The sequence below is a fragment of the Paenibacillus sp. FSL R5-192 genome (genome assembly GCF_000517845.1).
GTDB lineage: Bacteria > Bacillota > Bacilli > Paenibacillales > Paenibacillaceae > Paenibacillus > Paenibacillus amylolyticus.
In genome coordinates this window covers 570,535-591,870 of record NZ_ASPR01000014.1, presented here as the reverse complement: position 1 = coordinate 591,870, position 21,336 = coordinate 570,535, and the positions used below count along the sequence as shown (strand labels likewise).

Here is a 21,336-nt window from a genome sequence, read left to right as displayed (position 1 = left end):
CGTTAGTAATAATTTTGTACGGATTTGTCATCTTATTGCCACAATGAAAACCTTTACAGAAACCGCTTGCATTAAATTTAGTTTTTTGTAATTTCTTTTGATTTTGTAATTTCTTGATCTTGAAATAGTACAAAAATGATTTCACCCGCTTTACCTCTGACACGTGAAAATCCCCCGACTCTGTAGAAAACAGAAGCGAGGGATCTCGATTTTAAGTGTATTTAATGGAATCGGGTTTCGATTCAACTCGTGATTAAAGGTAGTGTAACGGTGACTCTCGTTCCTTCCCCAACCGTACTCATAATGGTGACACCATAAGGTGAACCATATAATAACTCAATACGGTCATGGACATTGCGAATCCCGATCCCACTGAATAGTTGACGATTGTTCTTTGGATTGGGCAACGTTTCTCCCATGACAAGTCCTTCAATTCCATCCCCGTTGTCCATAATCTCACAGATGAGTGATTCTCCCGCTCTGGAAACCATGACATGAATCGTACCCGTTTCTTTCTTGATGAATCCATGGAAAAATGCATTCTCGATAAACGGCTGGATCACCAGTTTGGGTACATGATAGTGTGTACAATCCGGAGCAACGTAGAAAGCTGCTTTAATCCGGCCACCATATCTGACGTGATTAATGAAGACATAATTTTTCAAATTCTCGACTTCTTGTTCCACTGTAACCGTCTGACTCACATCACTGATCGTATTTTGCAGCAATCCAATTAATGCATTAATCGTCTCCGCAGCCCTGTCTTTGTTGCCTTGTTGCACCAGAACTTTGACAGATGCAAGTGTATTGTACAAGAAGTGAGGATTAATCTGACTCTGTAATGCCGCAAGCTCTGCATTCCGTTGTTCATGCTGTGTCTGTACTAACTGATCCACATAATCATGCAGTTCATCAAGCATGTAATTGTAAGCATGACCAAGCTGCCTGCTCTCGTAGCTTCCGCTCACCGGAATATAGTTGTCCAGATCACTTTTTGTAATGTTGGACATCTGCTTCACAAGTCTGCGCAGTGACTTGGTAATCTGGCTGGTGATGAGAAACACAAGGATGAGTGCCCCCACAACGATAGCTGCACAGATCAGGGCAACCGTCTTCATGTCGATAAGTTGACCCATCGCCAGATCCTTATCCACTACATTGACAATATAAAACCGATAGAACGGTAAATACTCGGATAACACAACGCTATCCTGATCCATCACACGAGCATTAATACTTCTCGGAGAGTTGTTGTTCATATCCCGGGCATACGATAGCAAATCCAGCTGAGTTGTTCCGATCCAGTCTTCACGATTCGATGATACAATCTCACCTTTTTCATTCATAATGACCACATCATTGCCACGACTTGTAAAACTGCTGTAAAATTGCCGGAATATGTCTTCTCTCATCGTGACATAAAGCGTACCGTATATCCGGCTGCGTGTTCGGTCCGTCAACGCTTTCGTCGCAGAGATCATCTGCTGACTCCCAAGCGTTGCCTCGTTTTGGTAAACATCAAAGATAAGACGACTCGGCGTCTCAGCGGCTTCCATCGTAATTGGCTCCTGCTTCAATTCATCCACGGACAACTGAAGGTGAGCACGATTCGTGGAATAGCTCCGTCCATTAATTCCGATAATTGTTATCCCGACTTCGTAGGATTCTGTGATGGATTGAATTCGATCCATCGTTTCCCTCATATTATAGAAGGATTTGGCCATCGTGAGGGAATCGGCATCTCCTTCGGACAGGAATCCTCGGATCGATCCACTCTGCGTCACATTATTCGATACGGCAGCAATGGCCTCATTAAAGGATTCAAAATTTGTTTTGATCTGATTAAGCACCTTGGAGTTGGTGATACTGAACGTCTCAGTAAACAGATTGGTTGACATGTGAATGGTCGTCCATAAGATGAGTACAGAAACGAGGACAATACTGACCACCATAACCAGAAACAACTTGGGAAACAATCCGAGACGAGATAATTGGTTCATCCATTTCTTCATGATCTTATCCTTCTGACTTTATGCCCAGAATTTGCGCCGGTATCGGCTTGGTGATAATCCGGTGAATTTTTTGAATACTTTGCAAAAGTAACTATGATCGGAATAGCCTACCATACTGCTAATCTCAGAGATCGTTACATCATCGGATCGGAGCAATTCCTCGGCTTTTTCAATCCGAATTTTATTTAAGTATTCATTAAATCCTTCTTTTTTGTGAGATGAGAAATAACTGGATAAATACGATGGATTAAAATGAAAGTGCTTGGCTACTTCAGCAAGCCCGAGCGGCTGATCAAAGTGATCATGCATGTAATCCAGCAGCATCTTCATGTTGGGATCACTTCGTTTTCCACCCGCACCAACGGTACACTCCTGAACTTCCGTCATGAATTGGTCAAGCACAGTCATGACTTCGTCCAGACTCGAAGCGCCGTCCACATTTTTAAAATACGTATATTTGCTCTCTTCCAGCCCGGCAGACTGAACATCCATATCCGCGAGGGTAATGGTCACGTTGAAGATCAAGTTACCGAGAAATGATTTGATCTCAAACACGTCGGCAATATAATCCCGTCCAAGTGTTTTTGCATGATCCTGTAAATACTCCCTTGCCGCTTCGACCCGGTTACGCTTCACATGCTGCAAAAACATATTCACATTAAACTGGTAACCTGCGGAATGCATTGGAGGCAGTTCACCATACACCAGGATTGGTCGATCCTTATAATAGAAACGATATTCAATCAGCTTAATCAGGCGTTCCCGGTAAACAACACCCATCTGTTCAAATGAAGTAAAGCTTTCACTAAGCACCCAACCAGGACTGTCTTCTCCTGTTGCATTTTCACTGGCCAACTGTCTGATCCGTTCAAGCATCCATTCATCTCTCGCAGGATCGACATTAAGAAGCATCACAGGTAATGTACCCTCTGCGGGAACCATTGCACATTCTACTTCAGGCAGATCACAGCGGAGCTTGGACTCAATCTGCTCCTGATCCATCTTCAGTGGATTCCCTCCAGCACCCACGGGTTTATACACAAGCAAGCGAAAGGATTCATACGGAAAGGTATCTCGAATGATCGGCATTTCGCTATCTTCATCCAGTGTAAATCCGGACAGCATCTTCTCCATCAGTTGCCCAAGTCTCCAGCCATCGTGCGACGGCTCGAACTGTAATTCCGGAATTTTACCCGCTGTGCGTTGAAGGACTTGCAATAATTCATTTGTATCCAGCTTGGGTTTCAGTATATAATCGGCTGCCCCGTGCTGAAGCGTTGAACGTACATACTCGAATTCACTGAAGCTGCTAAGTACAATAACTTCAATCTGCGGATTACTGGCTTTTAGTGTACGGACAAACGTTTCCCCATCCATGACAGGCATGACAATGTCGGTGATCACAATATCCGGTTTTAACAGGTTCACCTGCTGTAATCCTTCTTCACCGTTGGAAGCTTCACCCACAATGATAAATCCTTCCGCTTCCCAGTTCATATGGTGCTTTATGCCCTGTCTTACCAGAAACTCATCGTCAACAATCAGCACCTTGCACAACCGGTTCATGATCGCGACCCCCTTGTCTAATCTTTCCTCTATATCTGTACAGGCTATACCAACTATTATATATCGGTTATAAACACTTTCCAGTGTTAGCGGTTACATTAATTCTAAATTAATTGTACATCTTTTTATATCCTAAAACGATCCTTTAAGCAATGGTAACTATCTATAGTTTACACTATATTTCGACAAAATAAGAAGCCCCGACTCGCCATTTGATCATCTGGCGAATCAGGACCCCTATTTCAATCCTTTATTTCGTTAAATCACTCACTTATGGTTCAATTCCCCATTGGAGACTTCCCGCGATATAACCAGTGACTTTGGACCAGTCCGTATAGGAAGTCTGACTACCTGCAAAAGAATAATCATCCGTTTGCGTATAGTTGGTCCAATTGTTCTTGGAGATGCGCGTATGGATTTCTGTGCTTTGTCCTGCATTCAGAGTTCCAGCGGAAGCTATGAATCCAATCTCAAGCACGTGGTCAGCACCTGTCCGAACCGGATTGAGTGCACTGAACGTGCCTGTTACATTCGCACTGCCAGCAGTCGCCCAGTCAGCGAAGAAGTTCTGAGGCTGTTCGCCGTTTATCGTGTAATAGTATCTGATCTTCACATCAGACAGATTCAAGGCTGTAGTACCTGTGTTTGTCAGTTTGAATTTGGGACTAATCGAGCTGCCCGTCGCTGAAGTGTTACTGTTAAACATCTCAATGCGTATGGTTCCAACAGGTGCAGCTGTTGTGTCTTTAATGAGCAGATTCAAGGTCGCAGGAGCACCTGCGCTGAATTGAAAGGTTAGCGTCACTGCGCCATTGGGAAGTGAAGCCAAGTAGTTTTTACTTAATACGACCTCATTGCCTGTCAACGTGTAATCTGTACCTGAAACCAGTGTTGCATTCCCGTTGCGAATGGATGCAAGTGTATTGCCGTTAAGTGTTAACGTGACTGGAATATTAATCTGATTGCCTGCTTTGCGATCAAATTCGGCTGTAACCGGTGTAATCGCAGAGTTGGTCACTGGAGTACCTCCGCCATTGTTACCTCCAACACGGTCAGCATACAAAATTCCGCGGCCATTTGTTCCGAGATATACTCTTCCATACAAACGCGGATCACCCGTAATTGTAGTTACACGAGCATACTGATGCTGATCATCATTGATACGAACCCAATTGGCACCACCGTCATCGGAGCGGAAGAATCCACGTGTTCCATCGATCTGTGCAACCGTGTATAACGCAACAACACTCTGCCCAGGGGCCGCTTTACCAAATCCGATACTGTCTGCTTCCTCTACATTGGCAAGCTTCGTGAATGTTGCGCCTGAATCCGTAGAATGCCATAATCCGTAAGGACCTTCTTCCTCACTACCACCTGCAAACCAGAGTTCACCTTCAACACCTGGAACGGCATCCAGATCGGCATTTCCTTCCATCGGAAGTCCGGTCGCAGATGTTGCCGTGAAAGTAGCACCACCATTCACACTCACATAGATTTTACCCGCTGCAAATCCATAAAATTTGTTTGGATTGACACGATCCGAAATCACTTTTGCCTGTGCAGGTATGCCCGTACTTGCCGTCCATGAATTGCCGTCAGTCGAATAATGTACGCCTTTATCTGATGTGCTCCATACGAGTCGGTTACCATTCGCAGAGATGGCTACGGTCCCTCCTCCGGTTGTGCCGGCAGGTTCTGCATTAGCCTTATACCACGTAGTACCTCCGTCACTGGACAAACCCATGGATTTTGCATTTGGATCAGCAGCATAATCTGCTTTACCTACGCGAACCATCGTATTTGGACTTAACTCTGCAAAATCCAGACTTTCTGTGGAAGGATAGTTCGGGCTCGTAAATATGGTAGCTGGAGCCTGGTCCAGATTGTTATGACGGAATCCGGAGACATCTCCCAATCCGCTTATCAAATGTGCACCACTTGGCGGGCTGACCAGATCCAGTACGGCAATCTCCTCAACCCCCTTCGCCATCACTGAAATATTGATTTTTTCATCATCATCCCAGTCTGTCAGGTTCTTCGTTCCATAGATCGTAGCACCTGTTCCATACATCATACGATCCGAATCAAACGGATCAATCTCCAGATCACCGATCATCCAGCCCAGTTTTGGGGTTGTTTCGGGTGGGGCAGGATTGGTGCCAAATGTGAGCCATGGCGCTGCCGAAATATCCTGTGTATAACGTAACTTCCGATTCGGATATCCTTCAAATTCCCATATGCGTGTCCACGTCGCTCCGCCATCTGTACTCCGGAACAAGGTGGCATCCGGCCACCAGGAATTTAATGTCGCAACCATCAATGTACCGGGATTCTGTGCATCAACAGCCAATCCGCCATATCCAAAATAATTATCCGTGCTACTGCTTGGAACAGGGCTGATGTTGGTCCAGACACCTGTCGACGTATTCAGTTTCCACACGTCACCTTTTGCCCCATCATAGGGTCCAACACCATCGCTGTACGTTATATAGAGGCTTCCGTCTGAATCAAACACACCATGATGCGGAATATAACCTGTAGGTTGACCAGCAACAGCTGACCAGGTCAGGCCGCCATTTGTGCTGCGATATACGCTTTGATCTTTATCCGCAACACCCACATAGATTGTCTGGGTTGCTTGCCCTGCCGAACCTGTTGTTTTGTCAAATGTAATCCATGCCAGACCCACGATGTCACTGGTATATTCATTCGAAGGATCTTGCACATAATTTCCCGGATTCGGGAAGCTTGTGACTTCGTTCCAGGTCACACCGTAATCGGTACTTTTCCATAACCCATGACCACTTCGTGCACCGAAATACAGAATACTGTTATCATTTGGGTCCACGGTCAGGCGTTCTCCCATTGAACGTCCCGGCATGTTGCCGCCCACTTTGAACGGAAGTGTTGTGGTTTGCCATGTATCTCCCCGGTCCGTAGAGCGCAAGATGGAGCCATTATTTTGATCCCATGAATTCGTATACGTCCCAACTGCCATATACACCCGATCGGGATCAACCGGGTCCGTAGCCAGTGCGTCCACACCATTCTTGTTCCAGTCATCCCAGCCGACAAAATCCGTTAAGGGTATCCACCTCTCGTCAGCCGCATTCCAGCGATAGGCTCCCCCGATATCCGTACGGGCATAGATCAGATCCTTTTCCGACTCGTTGAAAATAATACCCGGCACAAACCCGCCACCTGCACCAGTCACCACATTTTTCCACTCATAGGCTTCACTTGGTGCCGCCGCTGTTATTCCAGCAAGTCCTCCCAGCGAGGCGGTTACTACAGCAACCGTCAGGCTCATCATTCGCAATTTCCTCATAAACGTTCTCATATTAACTTATCCTCCTCTTCTACTTCGTTACTGCATTTCGGTCTATCCCCGCTGTCTCATCGTGCTGATGATGGCGTGCCAGACGAATCAATGCATCCCTTGATACAAGAAGCCTCACCCCCTTCCAGTCATATTGTTAAGCGCTTACATAATTGTTCTTGATTCGCGGTTATCTGGATAATACTTTCAATAAATAACATTCGCTGGCAATCTCCAAACCCCTCTGTCGAAATTCCGATTTTTGTAAAATATTTTCAGTGTTTAAACTGGTTTATACAACAAAAAAAGATGCTGTTAGAACAGCACCTTTCGACATTTTATATAAGAGTAAAAAAATGGAATCGTTTCTTTCCTGGCAAACCAGGCAGAGGTTCACTAAGGTTCACTACATAATTGGCACCTGTTTATTGCTGGCTACCATAAGCGTGAGTCTCCTGCCCTTTAACGCCCGGTCTGATGACAAAAAGTGAGCCCGCATCCGGTGTCTCTTTCAAACGTTCTTCCTTAATCCCTATACGTGCTGTTGTAATGTATAACTCTTCGAGATCCGGTCCACCAAAACAGCAGGATGTTACCTGATCTGCCGGCACCTCGATCTGTTGCAACAGTTCTGATGTATGCGGGTTCCAACGAGTGACTCTTCCTCCGCCCCAGTGCGCAACCCACAGCATGCCCTCACCATCAACCGTCATCCCATCCGGAAAACCGAATTCCTCCGGTATGTGAATGATACTTGTCCGATTTTGTATCGTACCTGCCGTCAGATCAAAATCAAACCGGTCAATAGAACGTGTCGGGGTATCAATGTAATACATGTTCTGCCGATCCGGACTCCAGCCCAGACCGTTGGATGTAGACACACCTTGTACCATTGTGCGAACGGGTTGCCCTTGCTCCAAACAATACAATGATCCGGCTTTGCTCTCATTATTCATGCTCATCGTGCCTGCCCAGAAGCGGCCCTTCGCATCACATTTTCCATCATTAAAACGATTGGTATCCTTATCTTGTTCAGGGTCTTCAATAGCCTGCAGCTCACCCGTAAGCAAGTGATACGTATGGAATCCACTGCGTAAAGCAACCACAACTTCGTCACCACGATAGGGAACAACAGCCCCGACATGTTCACCGACATCATAAGCCTGATCCTGCCCTGTAGCTGGATCATACACATGCACCTTGAAGCTTTCAATATCTACCCACAACAATCGATTGTTCTCTGCATCCCAGCTTGGACCTTCCCCCAGTAATGCCGGGGTTTGTACTGCTACAGTTACGTCGCTCATGCCCTCACGTCCTTATTCAGATTTGACGCTGCCTGACCATTCGAATCCGATGGCATCCAAGAATGCTTTGGACAGTACCATATGGCCCGTTGCATCCGGATGTACCCGGTCATAAGTCAGCACAGACGTATAGAAATGATCCCAAAATGGAGCAAATGCAGCCTGTGTATCCACATACACTGCATCATACTCACTGGCTACCCTGCGTACCGCTTCTCCGTAGATATCCATCGTTGCCCGCATCGGGTCTTCCGGATTAGCCTCAAGATAATAAGGTGTCATTAGTACCAGACCTTTCAGGTTGGGACGAACCGAAGCCACCAGTTCACGCAATGTGGATTCGTATTCTTCAAGAAACACATGTGAGTCTGTTGACAATGGGTTGTCGAACTGACGCCATACATCATTAATGCCGATCATGATCGTCAGCCAGTCCGGTTTAAGGTCAAGCACATCACGATCCCAACGCTGTTTCAGATCACGAATCGTATTTCCACCATTACCCACATTCTGGACACGCAACATCAATTCCGGATAGATGGACCGCAAGAGGGCATAGACTTGCGCTACGTAACCATGGCCCAGACCTGAACTTCCTTCGCCTACAGGATGTTCCCGACCACAATCTGTAATTGAATCCCCGATAAACAGAAGCTTGTCATTTTTCTGCAATTTCATCGTCATTTTCTCCTTCGCTCCAAGGCGCTAATATAAGAATAATTGATTAATCAGACCGTTAAGTTGTTATCCAATCAGTGATTACCAGCCTTGATTCTTGAGCCATGTGAGACACAGATCTGACCATACCCGAACCGCGTGGTTGTCCTCAGCCAATCCAAGTCCATGTGACCCTTTCTCAAAAACGTGCAAGTCATAGGGGATGCCATGCGCACCCAATGCAAGTGCGTAACGCAAGCTATTCTCTACAGGTACTGCCTGGTCATCGCTGGTATGCCAGATGAACGCTTCAGGAGCATCCGCTCTTACCTGCTGCTCCGCACTGAAAGCCTTGATCTGCTCGGCAGAGGCGTCCGACCCAAGCAAATTCTCACGGGAACCGGCATGTCCATAGGACTCCATCGTAATGACCGGATAACAGAGAATAACTCGGTCCGGGCGTGAACTCTGGCGTTCGATGAGGTCCTCATGATCCGGTTGTCCCTCGTCATACAGCGTTCCCAGTGTTGCTGTGAGATGTCCGCCTGCGGAGAAACCAAGTACTGCAATCTTAGCAGGGTTGATGCCATACTGCTCAGCATGAGCACGAACATAACGTATGGCACGCTGACCATCTGTTATCGGTGCAGGATGCTGGTGAGGCGCCACCCGATAATTCAGGACAAATGCACTTATACCTGCACGGTTCAACAATTCCGCTATTGGAGCACCTTCATGATCAGCCAAGAATCCATAACCGCCCCCTGGACATACAATGACAGCGCTCTCGGAACCGGGCTGAATAAATGGAATCAAATGTGGCATCTCGTCTTCATGACCCTGGGCTGCATAAGGTGCAGCATGATCCCATAAGGGTATAGTTGTTGTCATCTTCAATCATCCTCTCCAAGTAGAACGGATACATGGGTCCGTTTAAACGTTTTCGAATCTCAGGAATCGATACCATCATAACGGTAATGACCCTAACGCATCAATACCTTCCTGGCATCACTTTTTGTTCATTTGGGTACATGTTAGTACAAATTACGGAACTGTTCAGGAGTCACCCCCTCAATCCTGCGAAAGGTTGCTACAAAATGGCTTGCATCGCGAAACCCTACCCTAACTGCAGTTTCCCTAATCGTGGGTCTATAGTCTGCGGTCATGATTTCCTTAGCTTTGCGAATGCGCAGCAAAATGAAATAACTGTAGGCTGTCATGCCAAAGGACTGCTTGAACAAGGTGTTCAGATGTCTGGATGAGATCCCCGTGACGTCAGCCATATGTTCGAGACCAATCTCAGGATTCGCATAATGCTGTTCCATGAATGCAATGAGCGGAGCGAGTCTCTCCACGGCATGAGAGATCGAAGAGCGATTGCCGGTCATGCCATGTTTTTTGAGCAAAATCAGAAATCGATATATATCCGCTGACGCCTCGAGTCCCGACAAATCCTGATCACTTCTGATCGAATCCAGCACTTCCTGGCCGTAATCATTGAACGGACTGCTCTGCTCCCACTGATGCAACGCTGCTTCACCCAGACTAAGTGACTCCAAGATTGCCGGACACTGGGAACCGCCAAATGTAATATAGAATGTCTCCCACTCTCCTTGGGCGCGCACATATTCATGCGGTTCATTTGGCGGCAGCAAAATACCTGATGCTTCCCCCAGTACGACCGTGGACCCGGCAAACTTGAATTCTCCGGCTCCCTTTACTGTCTGAAGCCAATGGTAACAGGGATACCCCACAGGTCTGGACACCTTCTCCTGATTGCCGTTATAACCTAGGCTCTCAATATAAAGGGGCAACGGCTGATCACGTGATGTCATGAAATATCGTTGATGTCGGGGGGAGATAAACATGGGATGCCTCCTTGGGTACAAGCTGAAATACACTTCCGTATTCTTATATCAGTCATTACTTTTATTATATTTTAAAAGTCATATGTATCATATAGTATAGGATTATTCTTATACAAGAGGTGAACACATTGATTAGTAACAAACTGCCCAAAATGTTCTACGGGGGCGATTATAACCCGGAACAGTGGGATCACGAAACCCACCTTGAAGACCTGCGCATGTTCCAATTGGCAGGCATTGATATTGCCACAATCAACGTATTTTCATGGGCACTGATTCAGCCTGATGAAGTTACTTACCGTTTTGAAGAACTCGACCAACTAATTAATCGTTTACATGAAAACGGTGTCTATATATGCCTTGCAACAAGCACTGCTGCCCATCCGGCCTGGATGGCAAAGAAATATCCAGACGTGCTTCGTGTAGATGCCGATGGACGCAAACGCAAATTCGGTGGGCGCCATAATTCCTGTCCCAACAGCCCGACCTATCGCAAATACGCTGAGAAGATTGCGGATAAACTGGCCGAACAATACAAGGATCACCCCGCGGTTCTCGTATGGCACATCTCCAACGAATATGGCGGTGAGTGCTACTGTGACAACTGTGAAAAAGCGTTCCGCGTGTATCTGAAAGAACGCTATCAGACTCTGGAACAGGTCAACAAAGCATGGAATACGAATTTCTGGGGGCATACCTTCTACGATTGGGACGAGATTGTATTACCGAGTAACCTGAGCGAACATTGGGGTAACAACAATTCAACGTTCCAGGGAATCTCGCTGGACTACTCTCGCTTTAACTCCGACAGCATGCTGGATTGTTATCTGTTGGAATACGATGCAATCAAAAAACATATTCCGGACTCCGTCGTTACTACCAATCTGATGGGATTCTTCAAACAATTGGACTATTTCAAATGGGCAAAATATTTGGATATCGTCTCCTGGGACAGTTATCCTGGTCTCGCCACTCCTGTCAGCTTCACGGCAATGGCTCATGACCTTATGCGCGGACTGAAAGATGGTCAACCGTTCATGCTGATGGAGCAAACACCAAGTCAGCAGAACTGGCAGCCATATAACTCACTGAAACGTCCAGGTGTCATGCGTCTGTGGAGTTATCAATCTGTTGCGCACGGAGCCGATACCATTATGTTCTTCCAGCTTCGTCGCTCCATTGGTGCCTGTGAGAAGTATCATGGTGCAGTTATTGAGCATGCTGGGCATGAGAATACACGTGTATTCCGCGAAGTCGCTGAGCTGGGCAAGGAATTGCAGATCCTTGGAGATACCACGCTGGATGCATCTGTTGAATCCAAAGTAGCCATTGTGTTCGACTGGGATAACTGGTGGGCCATCGAAAAATCAAGCGGACCTACGGTTGCCCTGAACTATGTGGATCAGATCCATAAATACTACGCAGCCTTCTTCCGCCGCAACATACAAGTAGATATCATCAGTGTGGATACGGATATGAGCAAATACGATATTGTCCTTGCCCCTGTTCTTTACATGCTTAAACCAGGGTTTGCCGCCAAACTGGAGAAGTATGTTGAAGCAGGTGGAACATTCCTGACGACCTTCTTCAGCGGCATTGTCAACGAGAACGATCTCGTGACCACAGGTGGATATCCGGGAGAACTTCGTAAACTGCTCGGAATCTGGGTGGAAGAGATTGATGCCCTGCTACCTGAGCAAAAGAACCGCATTGTCCTCAAAGAAACCTACGGTGATCTTCAAGGAGAGTATGGCTGCGGCATGCTGTGTGACCTGCTGCACAGTGAAGGAGCCGAAATCATCGCGGAGTATGGAGACGACTTTTATAAAGGCATGCCTGTTGTGACACGTAATACCTTTGGTCAAGGTGAAGCCTGGTACGTTGCATCCGACCCGGATGAGCGCTTCCTGGATGGTTTGCTGGGACAGCTTGCAGCAGCCAAGAACGTAGAATCCTTGCTTGAGACACCAGAAGGTGTTGAAGTAAGCGCACGAACCAAAGACGGCAGACCCTACCTGTTTGTCATGAACCATAACGCAACCACACAATCCTATGATCTGGGAACAACTAAGGCACATGATCTGCTCACCAATCGTGAGCTTTCGGGAAGTGTTGAGATTGAAGCCCGTGGAGTGCAATTGCTCGAAATGAAATAAGCGATTTCGCTTAATTGGAATCATTCGGAATAATATAATGTGATAGAAATACCCGCGATACAAAGTGTCACATATTCATTCCTTTTATACTTGTTATTGTCTTCAGCGAGGATATTGGTATAGATTTCAGACCTTTATCGTCTTCTGTAAGCCAAAAGCTGCTACTTCCCGTATCTGTCTACACCGGATACGGGTTTTGGGCATGATCTGTGGTCTTTTTGATAGAAGGAAATATCAGTATGCAAAGCGAATTGGACGAGAAACACATTTTAACAAAGCCTGCCGGAACATGCTTGTGAATCCTGATGCTGATCCATTATAAAATAATGAACAGTTGAAAAATTGGTGACACTCATGATGTCACTTATTCGTTGTTACAATAGAAATATAACTACGACATCACTTTCCGGCGGCGCAGATCGAAACGGAGTGGCTGACATGAACAGAACAAATCGGCTTGCTGCCATTGTAATGGCATTACAGCATGGTCACGAAACGGCACACTCATTAGGCGAGAAATTTGAAGTTTCCCGTCGCACCATTCTCCGGGATATTCAGTCCCTCTCCGAGATGAATGTGCCCATTATTGCCATTTCCGGTCCGGGAGGCGGTTTCAGTCTTATGGAGGGTTACGTATTACCCCCATTACAGCTGGACCCGGTAGAAGCAGCGACGCTCTTATTCGCTCTTGAAGGTCTAAGTCGCTACGCCGACACACCCTTTCATGAGAAACGCTGGACCCTGATGAACAAAGTTAAGGCTATCATTCCGGATGATATTATGTCGCGAATTGATCCCATGCTCAAACAACTGCATCATCATATTCCAGACCGCAATTACATTCTTCCTCATCTGGACGCACTGCTAGCATGTATACCCGAACACGGGTGGCTTAGTGTGCTGTATCGCTCCGCATCACGTCAGCGTTGGTTGCATATCTGTCCCACACGGGTATATGCTTCCTCTGGCTTCTGGTACTGTGAAGCATATTCCCTCGAACATGTTGAACAACGTCTGTTCCGGGTTGACCGAATTATCGAAGTCAAAGAGATCGAACCACAGGATGCATTGGTGCTTAACGAACAGGCGGAGCAACAACAGAGTAAGCCGATCCCTCCAGAACAGCCGCCAACCCTGGTTAAGGCACAACTGAGCTATAGGGGAATGATTGAAGCTGAACAGGACGAGCATATTGGTGAAAAGATGATTGAAATTGCCCCGGATCTCTGGGAATTATCATTCCTTTGTCCACCAGGGGAATGGGACTGGGCCGTACGATTCTTTTACCGATTAGGACGTGAAGCCGAAGTGATTGAACCTCTCCAACTTCGCAGTGAGATTCGTCAGCATGCCGAGGAAGTGAGCCGGAGATACCTTGCTTCAACCAAGTCGTAGCTTGACTACACACAAAAAGGAGCCTACTGATATCATGACATATGAAGCCGTTATAACGTACGAAGAAGCAGTACAGCGTATCCAGTCTATAGGGCTGCTGCCTCTGGCACCACTATTTGCCGATTATCCTTCTCTGTCATCGCTAACCCCCAAAGAACATTGGCACAAGGATGATGAATTCGATCCTTGGTTATGGCGTTCACGCCTGGCTGAAGAGGGCATTGCTGCATATGGAAAATTTGTCAAAAAGAAAGCGCTTCTTGTCTCATCTGAATATTTCCCTTGGGTACACCGACTGCTTGCCGACTCCAGAACCATCAAGGAACAGTATGAAGCGGGTCTGCTCTCCCGTGAAGCGTTCAAACTCCATGCGTTAGTTGCAGAACAAGAAGGCATCGATGGACGTGCCTTGCGATCACAAGCCGGTTTCGGGGCAAAAGAGGACAAAAAAACATTTGACCGTGGACTTCTGGACCTTCAGGGCTGTGCAGCCATTGTGATCAGTGGCACCAAAGAAAAAGAAGGGCTCGCAGAAGGCAAAGTCGCCTGGAACAGCTCCGCATACGAGACTGCTGGTCACTGGATGGAACGTCACGGCATTAAGCCATATGAAGGCAGTATAGAAGAGGCACGTGAACTATTGATTGTGCAACTACAACAACATGCTTCACCTGCAGCATTATCAAGCATCTCCAAAGCGCTTGGCATCCGTGGAATCTAAATAAAACCAATCCCGGTTGTAGTGCAAATCTCAACCGGAATTGGCTGTGGTTCACCATATAATGTAACCCAGACGATCAACAGCCCCCATCGACAATGGATTTAGAGAATTACGCCATCCTTGAATATGGCAATCTCCCGGAATCCATGCTGCTCACTGAGTGTGTGTGACCGTCCTGAAGCAATGTCAATCAGCTGGCTGAACAGCTGCACTTTCACCTCATCCATCGTCTGCCCCTCCAACAACTGGCCTGCGTTGAAGTCAATCCAGTGTTTTTTGCGATTCGCCAGATCGGATTGGGTCGCAATCTTGACGGTAGGTACCGGACCTCCGAAGGGAGTCCCCCGCCCTGTTGTGAAGAGCACAATATGTGCACCGGCCGCAGACAGTGCCGTTACAGACACCAGGTCATTACCCGGTGCTTCTACAATGTTCAGACCGGTCTGAGTTACACGTTTGCCATAGCGTAGAACGTCGACTACGGAAGAACGTCCTCCCTTTTGCGTACATCCAAGTGACTTTTCCTCTAGCGTTGTGATGCCACCAGCCTTATTCCCAGGTGAAGGATTCTCATAGATGTTCTGGCCATGGTTCACAAAATATTGCTTGAAGCCGTTCACGAGGTCCACCAAATCGTGAAACACCTGCTCATTAGCAGCCCGGTTCATTAAGATCGTCTCCGCACCAAACATCTCCGGAACTTCCGTCAGAATAGCCGTACCCCCGGCAGCAACCAGCATATCAGCAACTGCACCGACCAGCGGATTCGCTGTAATGCCAGATAAACCATCAGAACCGCCACACTTCAAACCCATTTTGAGTTTACTGAGTGGAAGCGGCTGCCGTTGTTCATGTTCAACGATCTCCACAAGTTCTTCCATCAGTCGAAGCCCTTCCTCAAGCTCGTCATCCGTTTCCTGTGCTTTGAGAAACCGTACTTTGCCTCGGTATTCCGGAGCAATACACTCACGGAATTCATCGACCTGATTGTTCTCACAGCCCAGACCGATGACGAGCACACCTCCTGCATTCGGATGCTCCACCAAGGAGGCCAGCAACTGTTGTGTGTACTTTAGATCATCACCAAGCTGTGAACACCCGAATGGATGCGGAAAGTGAAATACACCATCTACCCGGCTTCCAAACTGGGACTGACCCATACGTGCCAATGCTTCACACACTTTATTGATACATCCAACCGTATTCACAATCCAGATCTCATTACGAATACCTGCTTCACCATTGGGGCGTAAATATCCATCGAATGAGCGCAGATGTTCCGGAGGCATGTCTGTCTGAACCTGGGCTCCCGGTTGGTACTCATATTCAAGCAATCCGTGCAGACCCGTCTTCAGGTTGTGACTATGAATCCAGCTTCCCTGCTCGATCTGCTCTTGTGCAATCCCGATGGAGAAACCATACTTCATTACATCATCACCTGGTGCCAGCGTATGCACAGCAATCTTATGCCCCTTCGGCACGTCATCCAGCAAGGTAAAAGAAACACCGTCTGGCAGGGTAATGCATTCTCCTTTGGCATAATCCCGAAGCGCTATAATGACATCATCCTGTGGTTGAATGGCAATCCAGTCATTGATTGTACTTGTTGTGTTCATTTCCCTTCACCTTCCAACAATCCGATTTCACGAACAAGTGCTGCACGCAGCCCTTCTCTTGCATCCAGATTTTCGCCCCAGATCAAGGTATCCGACAACACAGCCGCTACCCGGTCATCCAGTTGGTTCTGATTCCTGTTAAGCGTGTCATAACCTTCCCAGTGTGCAGCCAAAGCAGCCAGGACATCCGGGTCATCCCGCAGCAGAATATCTTCCCCATTCAGTCGTTGTGCTTTGTAACCTTCTGCCGTATTTACCGGACGATAGAGACACAATAATCCAGCAAATCCTTGAATTAAACGTTCTGGCCAACTTCCCTGATTTTGCTCGTAAGACAAAAGTGTAGGCAGCACACGCACCTTGAATTTTCCGATCGTATTCAAAGCAATATCTTGCAATTTGTGATCAATATATGGGTTAAGGAACCGTTCGAACACTTCTTCTGCATACTGGTCCAGCTGATGATCGGGCATATCCAGAGCAGGCACAATCTCCTGATGCACAGCTTCCCTGATCCATGAGCCAAAATGTGGATCTTCCATTGTTTCTCTCACATGCTGCTTACCTTGCAGAATGCCGAGGGATGACATTAAAGTATGCGCCCCATTCAAAATACGAACTTTGCGTACTTGAAAAGGCTTCAGATCTTTTACCCAGTGTACATTGAGACCTGCCTGCTTGAGAGGAAGTTTTTTGTCCAATGATTCATCACCCTGAATGGCCCAGAAATGATATGGCTCTGCCGTATTAATCAACTGGTCCTCATACCCCCAGCGATTCGTCAGGGAATCGGCTTCCTCCTGGGTCGGCGCACCTGTGACAATTCGGTCTACCAGATTGTTCAGAAAGTGATTATGGTTCTCGATCCATGAACGGAAGCCTTCCGAATACCCATAATCCTCACTATGACGGAGAACACAACTGCGAAGCACGTCACCATTGCCTTCAAGCAGCTCGCATGGCAGATGAATCAAACCTCTGGATGGATCACCATCAAATTTCAAATATCGCTGATGCAGGAAAACTGTTAATTTCCCCGGAAATGATTGGACCGGTTCACCCTCGATATAGTCCGTATACGTATATTTCAATCCTGATTCGGTTGTATTGGAAATAACGAACTCAAGTGAAGGCAGTTCCGCCAAGTTCAGAAAGGCATCCCATTCCTCATACGGATTGATACACTGTGAGAAAATGGAGATCAACTCTGTCCGCTCAACCGGCTTCCCTTGAGACAGCCCTCGCGTAATCATCGTATATAATCCATCCTGATCGCGAATCTGCTCCAGCTTGGCTTTGCCTCCCGGTCGTGGTTGGGTAACAGCTACACTTCCATGGAATTTGCCTTGTCTGGCACTCTCATGAAGCATCCAGTCTGCAAATCCCCGCAAGAAATTACCTTCTCCAATCTGCAAAACCTTCACGGGACGCTCCATAATCTCCTTGCACTTGCGCTGACCATCGCTCCCCAGTAAATTCAGCTTCAACCTTGGCCGTTTCGTGCTTGCCGACATGGACACTCACCTCATCGATTATTTGTACTGTCGGAATGCAGCTCGAAGGCTCTGCACCCTTTTATTGTAAACGCTTTAAATTCATTGTATCATCAATAAAAGGAAATTAAATTGCTTATATTGCGGTAAATATACTCTCTCATGACCAGGTATAACATCTCGTTGAAGACGATCGTCTGGAAAGGAGTTTTTATGGAACGTTCACCTGTTCGTACGACTATTCAAGCAGAATCCGGTATTCCGTTCCGCCTGGTGTACAGCGATACCAAATCCCCTCAGAACGAATTGCCAGATCACCTTCACGACTGGCATGAAATTATTTATGTATATCGGGGTCAGGGAAGCATCTTTATTGATACGGGACTTGAGAATATGCAAGAAGGAGATCTGTTCATTATACCGGGCAGCACGGTTCACCGAGCCTTGCCGGATGCAGGCAATCCTGTCACATCTTCCGCATTGTTCTTCAGCCCGGGCTTGCTGGCATCGACCGCCGGAGGTGCTGCTTCTTCTTTGCTAAGCCTGCTTGAACGTTGTCGTAAACAACGTGTGTATAAGAGGCATCTGAACACAGAGGAGCAATCACAGGTGGCCGCCCTCATTGATGATATTCAGACCGAATTCCAGCTCGGTCATCATCTAAGCGCACATGCGGCCCTGTTAAGGCTGCAACTGTTACTCATTTTTCTGGAACGTCTGGAAGCTGCGGGACCTGCAAATCCGGGTAGATCCGCTCCGGGTCCCTCCTGGCTCTCTTCTACGATCTCTCATATTGACGATAACCTTCGGAATGGCCTGTCCCTCCCTGAACTGGCGCAGTACGCCTCTGTATCCCCTGCCCATTTCAGTCGTGCCTTCAAACGATACACAGGTATGACTCTAACGGATTACGCATTAGCGCGAAGGGTCATTATGGCGAAAGAGCATCTGGTGCAAGGTGATGAGACGATGGCAGCCGTTGCCGATGCTTGCGGGTTCGACAGCCTGCCCCACTTTTACCGTCAATTCAAAAAATTAACCGGTACAACGCCCGCAGCTTACCGCAGAACCATGAACTGTTCTCATTAAAATAGAACCAGACTGGACGTAGGTTCCTGGGTCTAATCATATATATCCACATATTCTTCCATATGGAAGATGTGGTATGATAATCTGGATTATTACTTGTCGGAAACATTGCATTCCGTTGTCAGAGGAGCTTAGCATTCCATGTTAAACGAATTGAATCGCAGGAATATTGGCATCTTCGCCCATGTGGATGCGGGGAAAACAACTACCACCGAGCATATGTTATTTGAGAGTGGTGTCGTCCGCAGTCCGGGACGTGTAGATGACGGAACAACAGCCACAGACTCCCTGGACATTGAGAAAGAACGTGGCATATCCGTTCAGGCAGCCATGACCTCTCTGATCTGGAAGAACACCATCATTGACCTCATTGATACGCCTGGTCACATTGATTTTAGCTCCGAAGTAGAGCGAACGCTACGGGTAATGGATGGCGCTATTCTCATTTTGTCGGCAGTTGAAGGCATTCAGTCCCAGAGTGAAACCATCTGGCATGCCCTTCGTTCACTTCGCATCCCAACCATCATTTATATTAATAAAATGGATCGGATTGGCGCGTCTGCCCCAGCGGTAATGGAGCAGATTCGTTCCACGCTGTCCCCTTTCGCATGCGAAATCCAAGCGTATCAGCTCCATGAAGATTCATTTCATGGAATCGACTCCCTCTGGAACCCGAATCAAGATTCTCTATCAGATGGCACACCTTCCATTCCAGGTCTGGTCGAGATACTTGCCGAGCTGGACGAAGAGGTCATGGAAGGCTACATTCAGGAGACTCCGTTATCGCAAAGGGATCTGAATGAAGCATTCCTGCGGTATGTGCATCAAGGTGAGGTGTTCCCTGTGTGTTACGGTGCTTCCGGCAAAGGAATTGGCGTCACGGCATTGCTGGACGCAGTCCTTGCATTTCTGCCTCCACCTGAACAGCCAGTGGATTCTCCCGTATCGGGTGTTGTGTTCAAGATTGAACGTGACCGCACGATGGGACGCACGGCCTACGTCCGCATGTATGGTGGTAGTCTCCACAACCGGGATACCATCTATAATTCGACGCGGGAGCTTGAGGAGAAAATAACGCAGATTCGCCGCATGGATGGACGGAAATGGGCAGATACCGGTGCCGTTCACGCGGGGCAGATCGCTACGATGTACGGACTGAGTGACACCCATGTGGGTGACATTATCGGCAATCCTGAGGGTGTACCTCCCCTGCCGCAAATGGCTGTGCCTTTGCTGACCGTACAAGTACATGGCAAGGACCCGGCACGTTACCCCGATCTTGTGGCTGCATTGCAGGAGTTGACGGACGAAGACCCCTTGCTTGATCTGCAATGGTTGCCGGAGGAACGAGAGCTGCATCTCAAGGTTATGGGAACTATTCAGCTTGAGATTTTATCCAGCTTGTTAATGAGTCGTTTCGGACTGGATGTCGTATTCGACCCGCCTTCCGTCATCTATAAGGAAACGCCCCGTACAGCAGGAGAAGGTTACATTGCCTACACGATGCCTAAGCCCTGCTGGGCCATCCTACGCTTCAGAATTGAACCTTTGCCTCGTGGAAGCGGTCTGATCTATACCTCAACCGTAAGGACAGATGATCTGCTGTTACGTTATCAGAATGAAGTCGAACGGCGGATTCCCGAAGCACTGTCTCAAGGCATGCTCGGTTGGGAAGTAACCGATCTGCGCATCACGCTGGTGGAAGGGGAACATCATGTCTGGCATACCCATCCGCTTGATTTTGTCGTAGCCACGCCGATGGGAATCATGGATGGATTGGCGAGAACAGGTACCACTTTGTTAGAACCCCTCCTTCAGTTCAGACTGACGGTCCCCGAAGAATATGGCGGAAAAGCCCTCAGCGATCTGGTATATATGCGTGCAACCTTCGAAGCCCCCGTCATTGGTAACGGACGTTGTATTATTGAAGGAGTTATGCCTCTTGCCACCTCAATGGATTATCCGTTGAAACTGCGTTCCGAGACAAGTGGCCGCGGGATGCTCACGACTTCATTTGCCGGATATCAGGATTGTCCTGCAGATGTGACTCATACTCGCAAACGCAGAGGGGTTAACCCGCTGGATCAATCGAAGTATATTTTAAGTGTACGAAACGCGATTACATCATAAATGGAGT

Annotated in this window: 14 protein-coding genes; 5 read left to right on the top strand and 9 right to left on the bottom strand. The window is 47.5% G+C overall.

The window, feature by feature from the left end:
• Window positions 1–242 precede the first annotated feature (242 nt).
• The 7 genes from C161_RS10970 to C161_RS10940 all read right to left on the bottom strand — a co-directional run bounded on the left by C161_RS10970 (window position 243) and on the right by C161_RS10940 (window position 10,729).
• Entirely contained in the window at window positions 243–2,012 is a 1,770-nt protein-coding gene (locus C161_RS10970; RefSeq protein ID WP_036670305.1) for a cache domain-containing sensor histidine kinase, read from the bottom strand.
• Between the two features lie 18 nt (window positions 2,013–2,030).
• Window positions 2,031–3,578 (bottom strand): response regulator transcription factor, encoded by a 1,548-nt coding sequence (locus C161_RS10965; protein WP_036670302.1) that lies wholly within the window; start codon window positions 3,576–3,578, stop codon window positions 2,031–2,033.
• 271 nt (window positions 3,579–3,849) lie between these two features.
• Window positions 3,850–6,918 carry a X2-like carbohydrate binding domain-containing protein gene (locus C161_RS10960; RefSeq protein WP_036670298.1) on the bottom strand — a complete coding sequence of 1,023 codons (3,069 nt, stop codon included), beginning with the start codon at window positions 6,916–6,918 and terminating at the stop codon, window positions 3,850–3,852.
• A 404-nt stretch (window positions 6,919–7,322) separates the two neighbouring features.
• Window positions 7,323–8,204: an SMP-30/gluconolactonase/LRE family protein gene (locus C161_RS10955; protein WP_036670296.1), complete on the bottom strand. Its 882-nt coding sequence runs from the start codon at window positions 8,202–8,204 to the stop codon at window positions 7,323–7,325.
• 12 nt (window positions 8,205–8,216) lie between these two features.
• Window positions 8,217–8,882, bottom strand: coding sequence for an SGNH/GDSL hydrolase family protein (locus C161_RS10950; RefSeq protein ID WP_017689253.1), 666 nt, complete (start codon window positions 8,880–8,882; stop codon window positions 8,217–8,219).
• Window positions 8,883–8,963: 81 nt separating this feature from the next.
• On the bottom strand, window positions 8,964–9,752 hold the full coding sequence (locus C161_RS10945) for an alpha/beta hydrolase (protein WP_036609494.1): 789 nt from the start codon (window positions 9,750–9,752) through the stop codon (window positions 8,964–8,966).
• A gap of 143 nt (window positions 9,753–9,895) precedes the next feature.
• Window positions 9,896–10,729: an AraC family transcriptional regulator gene (locus C161_RS10940; protein WP_036670294.1), complete on the bottom strand. Its 834-nt coding sequence runs from the start codon at window positions 10,727–10,729 to the stop codon at window positions 9,896–9,898.
• A 128-nt stretch (window positions 10,730–10,857) separates the two neighbouring features.
• Here C161_RS10940 and C161_RS10935 point away from each other — a divergent pair, with 128 nt between their 5' ends.
• The 3 genes from C161_RS10935 (at window position 10,858) to C161_RS10925 (ending at window position 15,001) form a co-directional block, all read left to right on the top strand.
• Complete coding sequence (locus C161_RS10935; RefSeq protein WP_036670290.1) at window positions 10,858–12,885, top strand: beta-galactosidase; 2,028 nt, start codon at window positions 10,858–10,860, stop codon at window positions 12,883–12,885.
• Window positions 12,886–13,323: 438 nt separating this feature from the next.
• Window positions 13,324–14,280: a helix-turn-helix transcriptional regulator gene (locus C161_RS10930; protein WP_036670288.1), complete on the top strand. Its 957-nt coding sequence runs from the start codon at window positions 13,324–13,326 to the stop codon at window positions 14,278–14,280.
• A 34-nt stretch (window positions 14,281–14,314) separates the two neighbouring features.
• Window positions 14,315–15,001, top strand: a complete 687-nt coding sequence (locus C161_RS10925; protein ID WP_036670284.1) for an AlkZ-related protein — start codon at window positions 14,315–14,317, stop codon at window positions 14,999–15,001.
• A gap of 101 nt (window positions 15,002–15,102) precedes the next feature.
• Here the strand turns inward: C161_RS10925 and C161_RS10920 are convergent, their stop codons facing one another.
• On the bottom strand, window positions 15,103–16,617 hold the full coding sequence (locus C161_RS10920; protein ID WP_200869419.1) for a UxaA family hydrolase: 1,515 nt from the start codon (window positions 16,615–16,617) through the stop codon (window positions 15,103–15,105).
• On the bottom strand, window positions 16,614–18,131 hold the full coding sequence (locus tag C161_RS10915; protein WP_036670281.1) for a tagaturonate reductase: 1,518 nt from the start codon (window positions 18,129–18,131) through the stop codon (window positions 16,614–16,616). The genes C161_RS10920 and C161_RS10915 overlap by 4 nt, the downstream gene beginning before the upstream one ends.
• 141 nt (window positions 18,132–18,272) lie before the next feature.
• Here C161_RS10915 and C161_RS10910 point away from each other — a divergent pair, with 141 nt between their 5' ends.
• Both C161_RS10910 and C161_RS10905 read left to right on the top strand, forming a co-directional pair.
• Window positions 18,273–19,199 (top strand): AraC family transcriptional regulator, encoded by a 927-nt coding sequence (locus C161_RS10910; RefSeq protein WP_084650127.1) that lies wholly within the window; start codon window positions 18,273–18,275, stop codon window positions 19,197–19,199.
• Between the two features lie 141 nt (window positions 19,200–19,340).
• Window positions 19,341–21,329, top strand: a complete 1,989-nt coding sequence (locus tag C161_RS10905; RefSeq protein ID WP_036670278.1) for a GTP-binding protein — start codon at window positions 19,341–19,343, stop codon at window positions 21,327–21,329.
• Window positions 21,330–21,336: the final 7 nt, after the last annotated feature.

Coding starts and splice junctions, on each gene's coding strand:
- C161_RS10970 (WP_036670305.1), bottom strand. CDS start 2,012: ATGAAGAAATGGATGAACCAATTATCTCGTCTCGGATTGTTTCCCAAG.
- C161_RS10965 (WP_036670302.1), bottom strand. CDS start 3,578: ATGAACCGGTTGTGCAAGGTGCTGATTGTTGACGATGAGTTTCTGGTA.
- C161_RS10960 (WP_036670298.1), bottom strand. CDS start 6,918: ATGAGAACGTTTATGAGGAAATTGCGAATGATGAGCCTGACGGTTGCT.
- C161_RS10955 (WP_036670296.1), bottom strand. CDS start 8,204: ATGAGCGACGTAACTGTAGCAGTACAAACCCCGGCATTACTGGGGGAA.
- C161_RS10950 (WP_017689253.1), bottom strand. CDS start 8,882: ATGAAATTGCAGAAAAATGACAAGCTTCTGTTTATCGGGGATTCAATT.
- C161_RS10945 (WP_036609494.1), bottom strand. CDS start 9,752: ATGACAACAACTATACCCTTATGGGATCATGCTGCACCTTATGCAGCC.
- C161_RS10940 (WP_036670294.1), bottom strand. CDS start 10,729: ATGTTTATCTCCCCCCGACATCAACGATATTTCATGACATCACGTGAT.
- C161_RS10930 (WP_036670288.1), top strand. CDS start 13,324: ATGAACAGAACAAATCGGCTTGCTGCCATTGTAATGGCATTACAGCAT.
- C161_RS10925 (WP_036670284.1), top strand. CDS start 14,315: ATGACATATGAAGCCGTTATAACGTACGAAGAAGCAGTACAGCGTATC.
- C161_RS10920 (WP_200869419.1), bottom strand. CDS start 16,617: ATGAACACAACAAGTACAATCAATGACTGGATTGCCATTCAACCACAG.
- C161_RS10915 (WP_036670281.1), bottom strand. CDS start 18,131: ATGTCGGCAAGCACGAAACGGCCAAGGTTGAAGCTGAATTTACTGGGG.
- C161_RS10910 (WP_084650127.1), top strand. CDS start 18,273: ATGACCAGGTATAACATCTCGTTGAAGACGATCGTCTGGAAAGGAGTT.
- C161_RS10905 (WP_036670278.1), top strand. CDS start 19,341: ATGTTAAACGAATTGAATCGCAGGAATATTGGCATCTTCGCCCATGTG.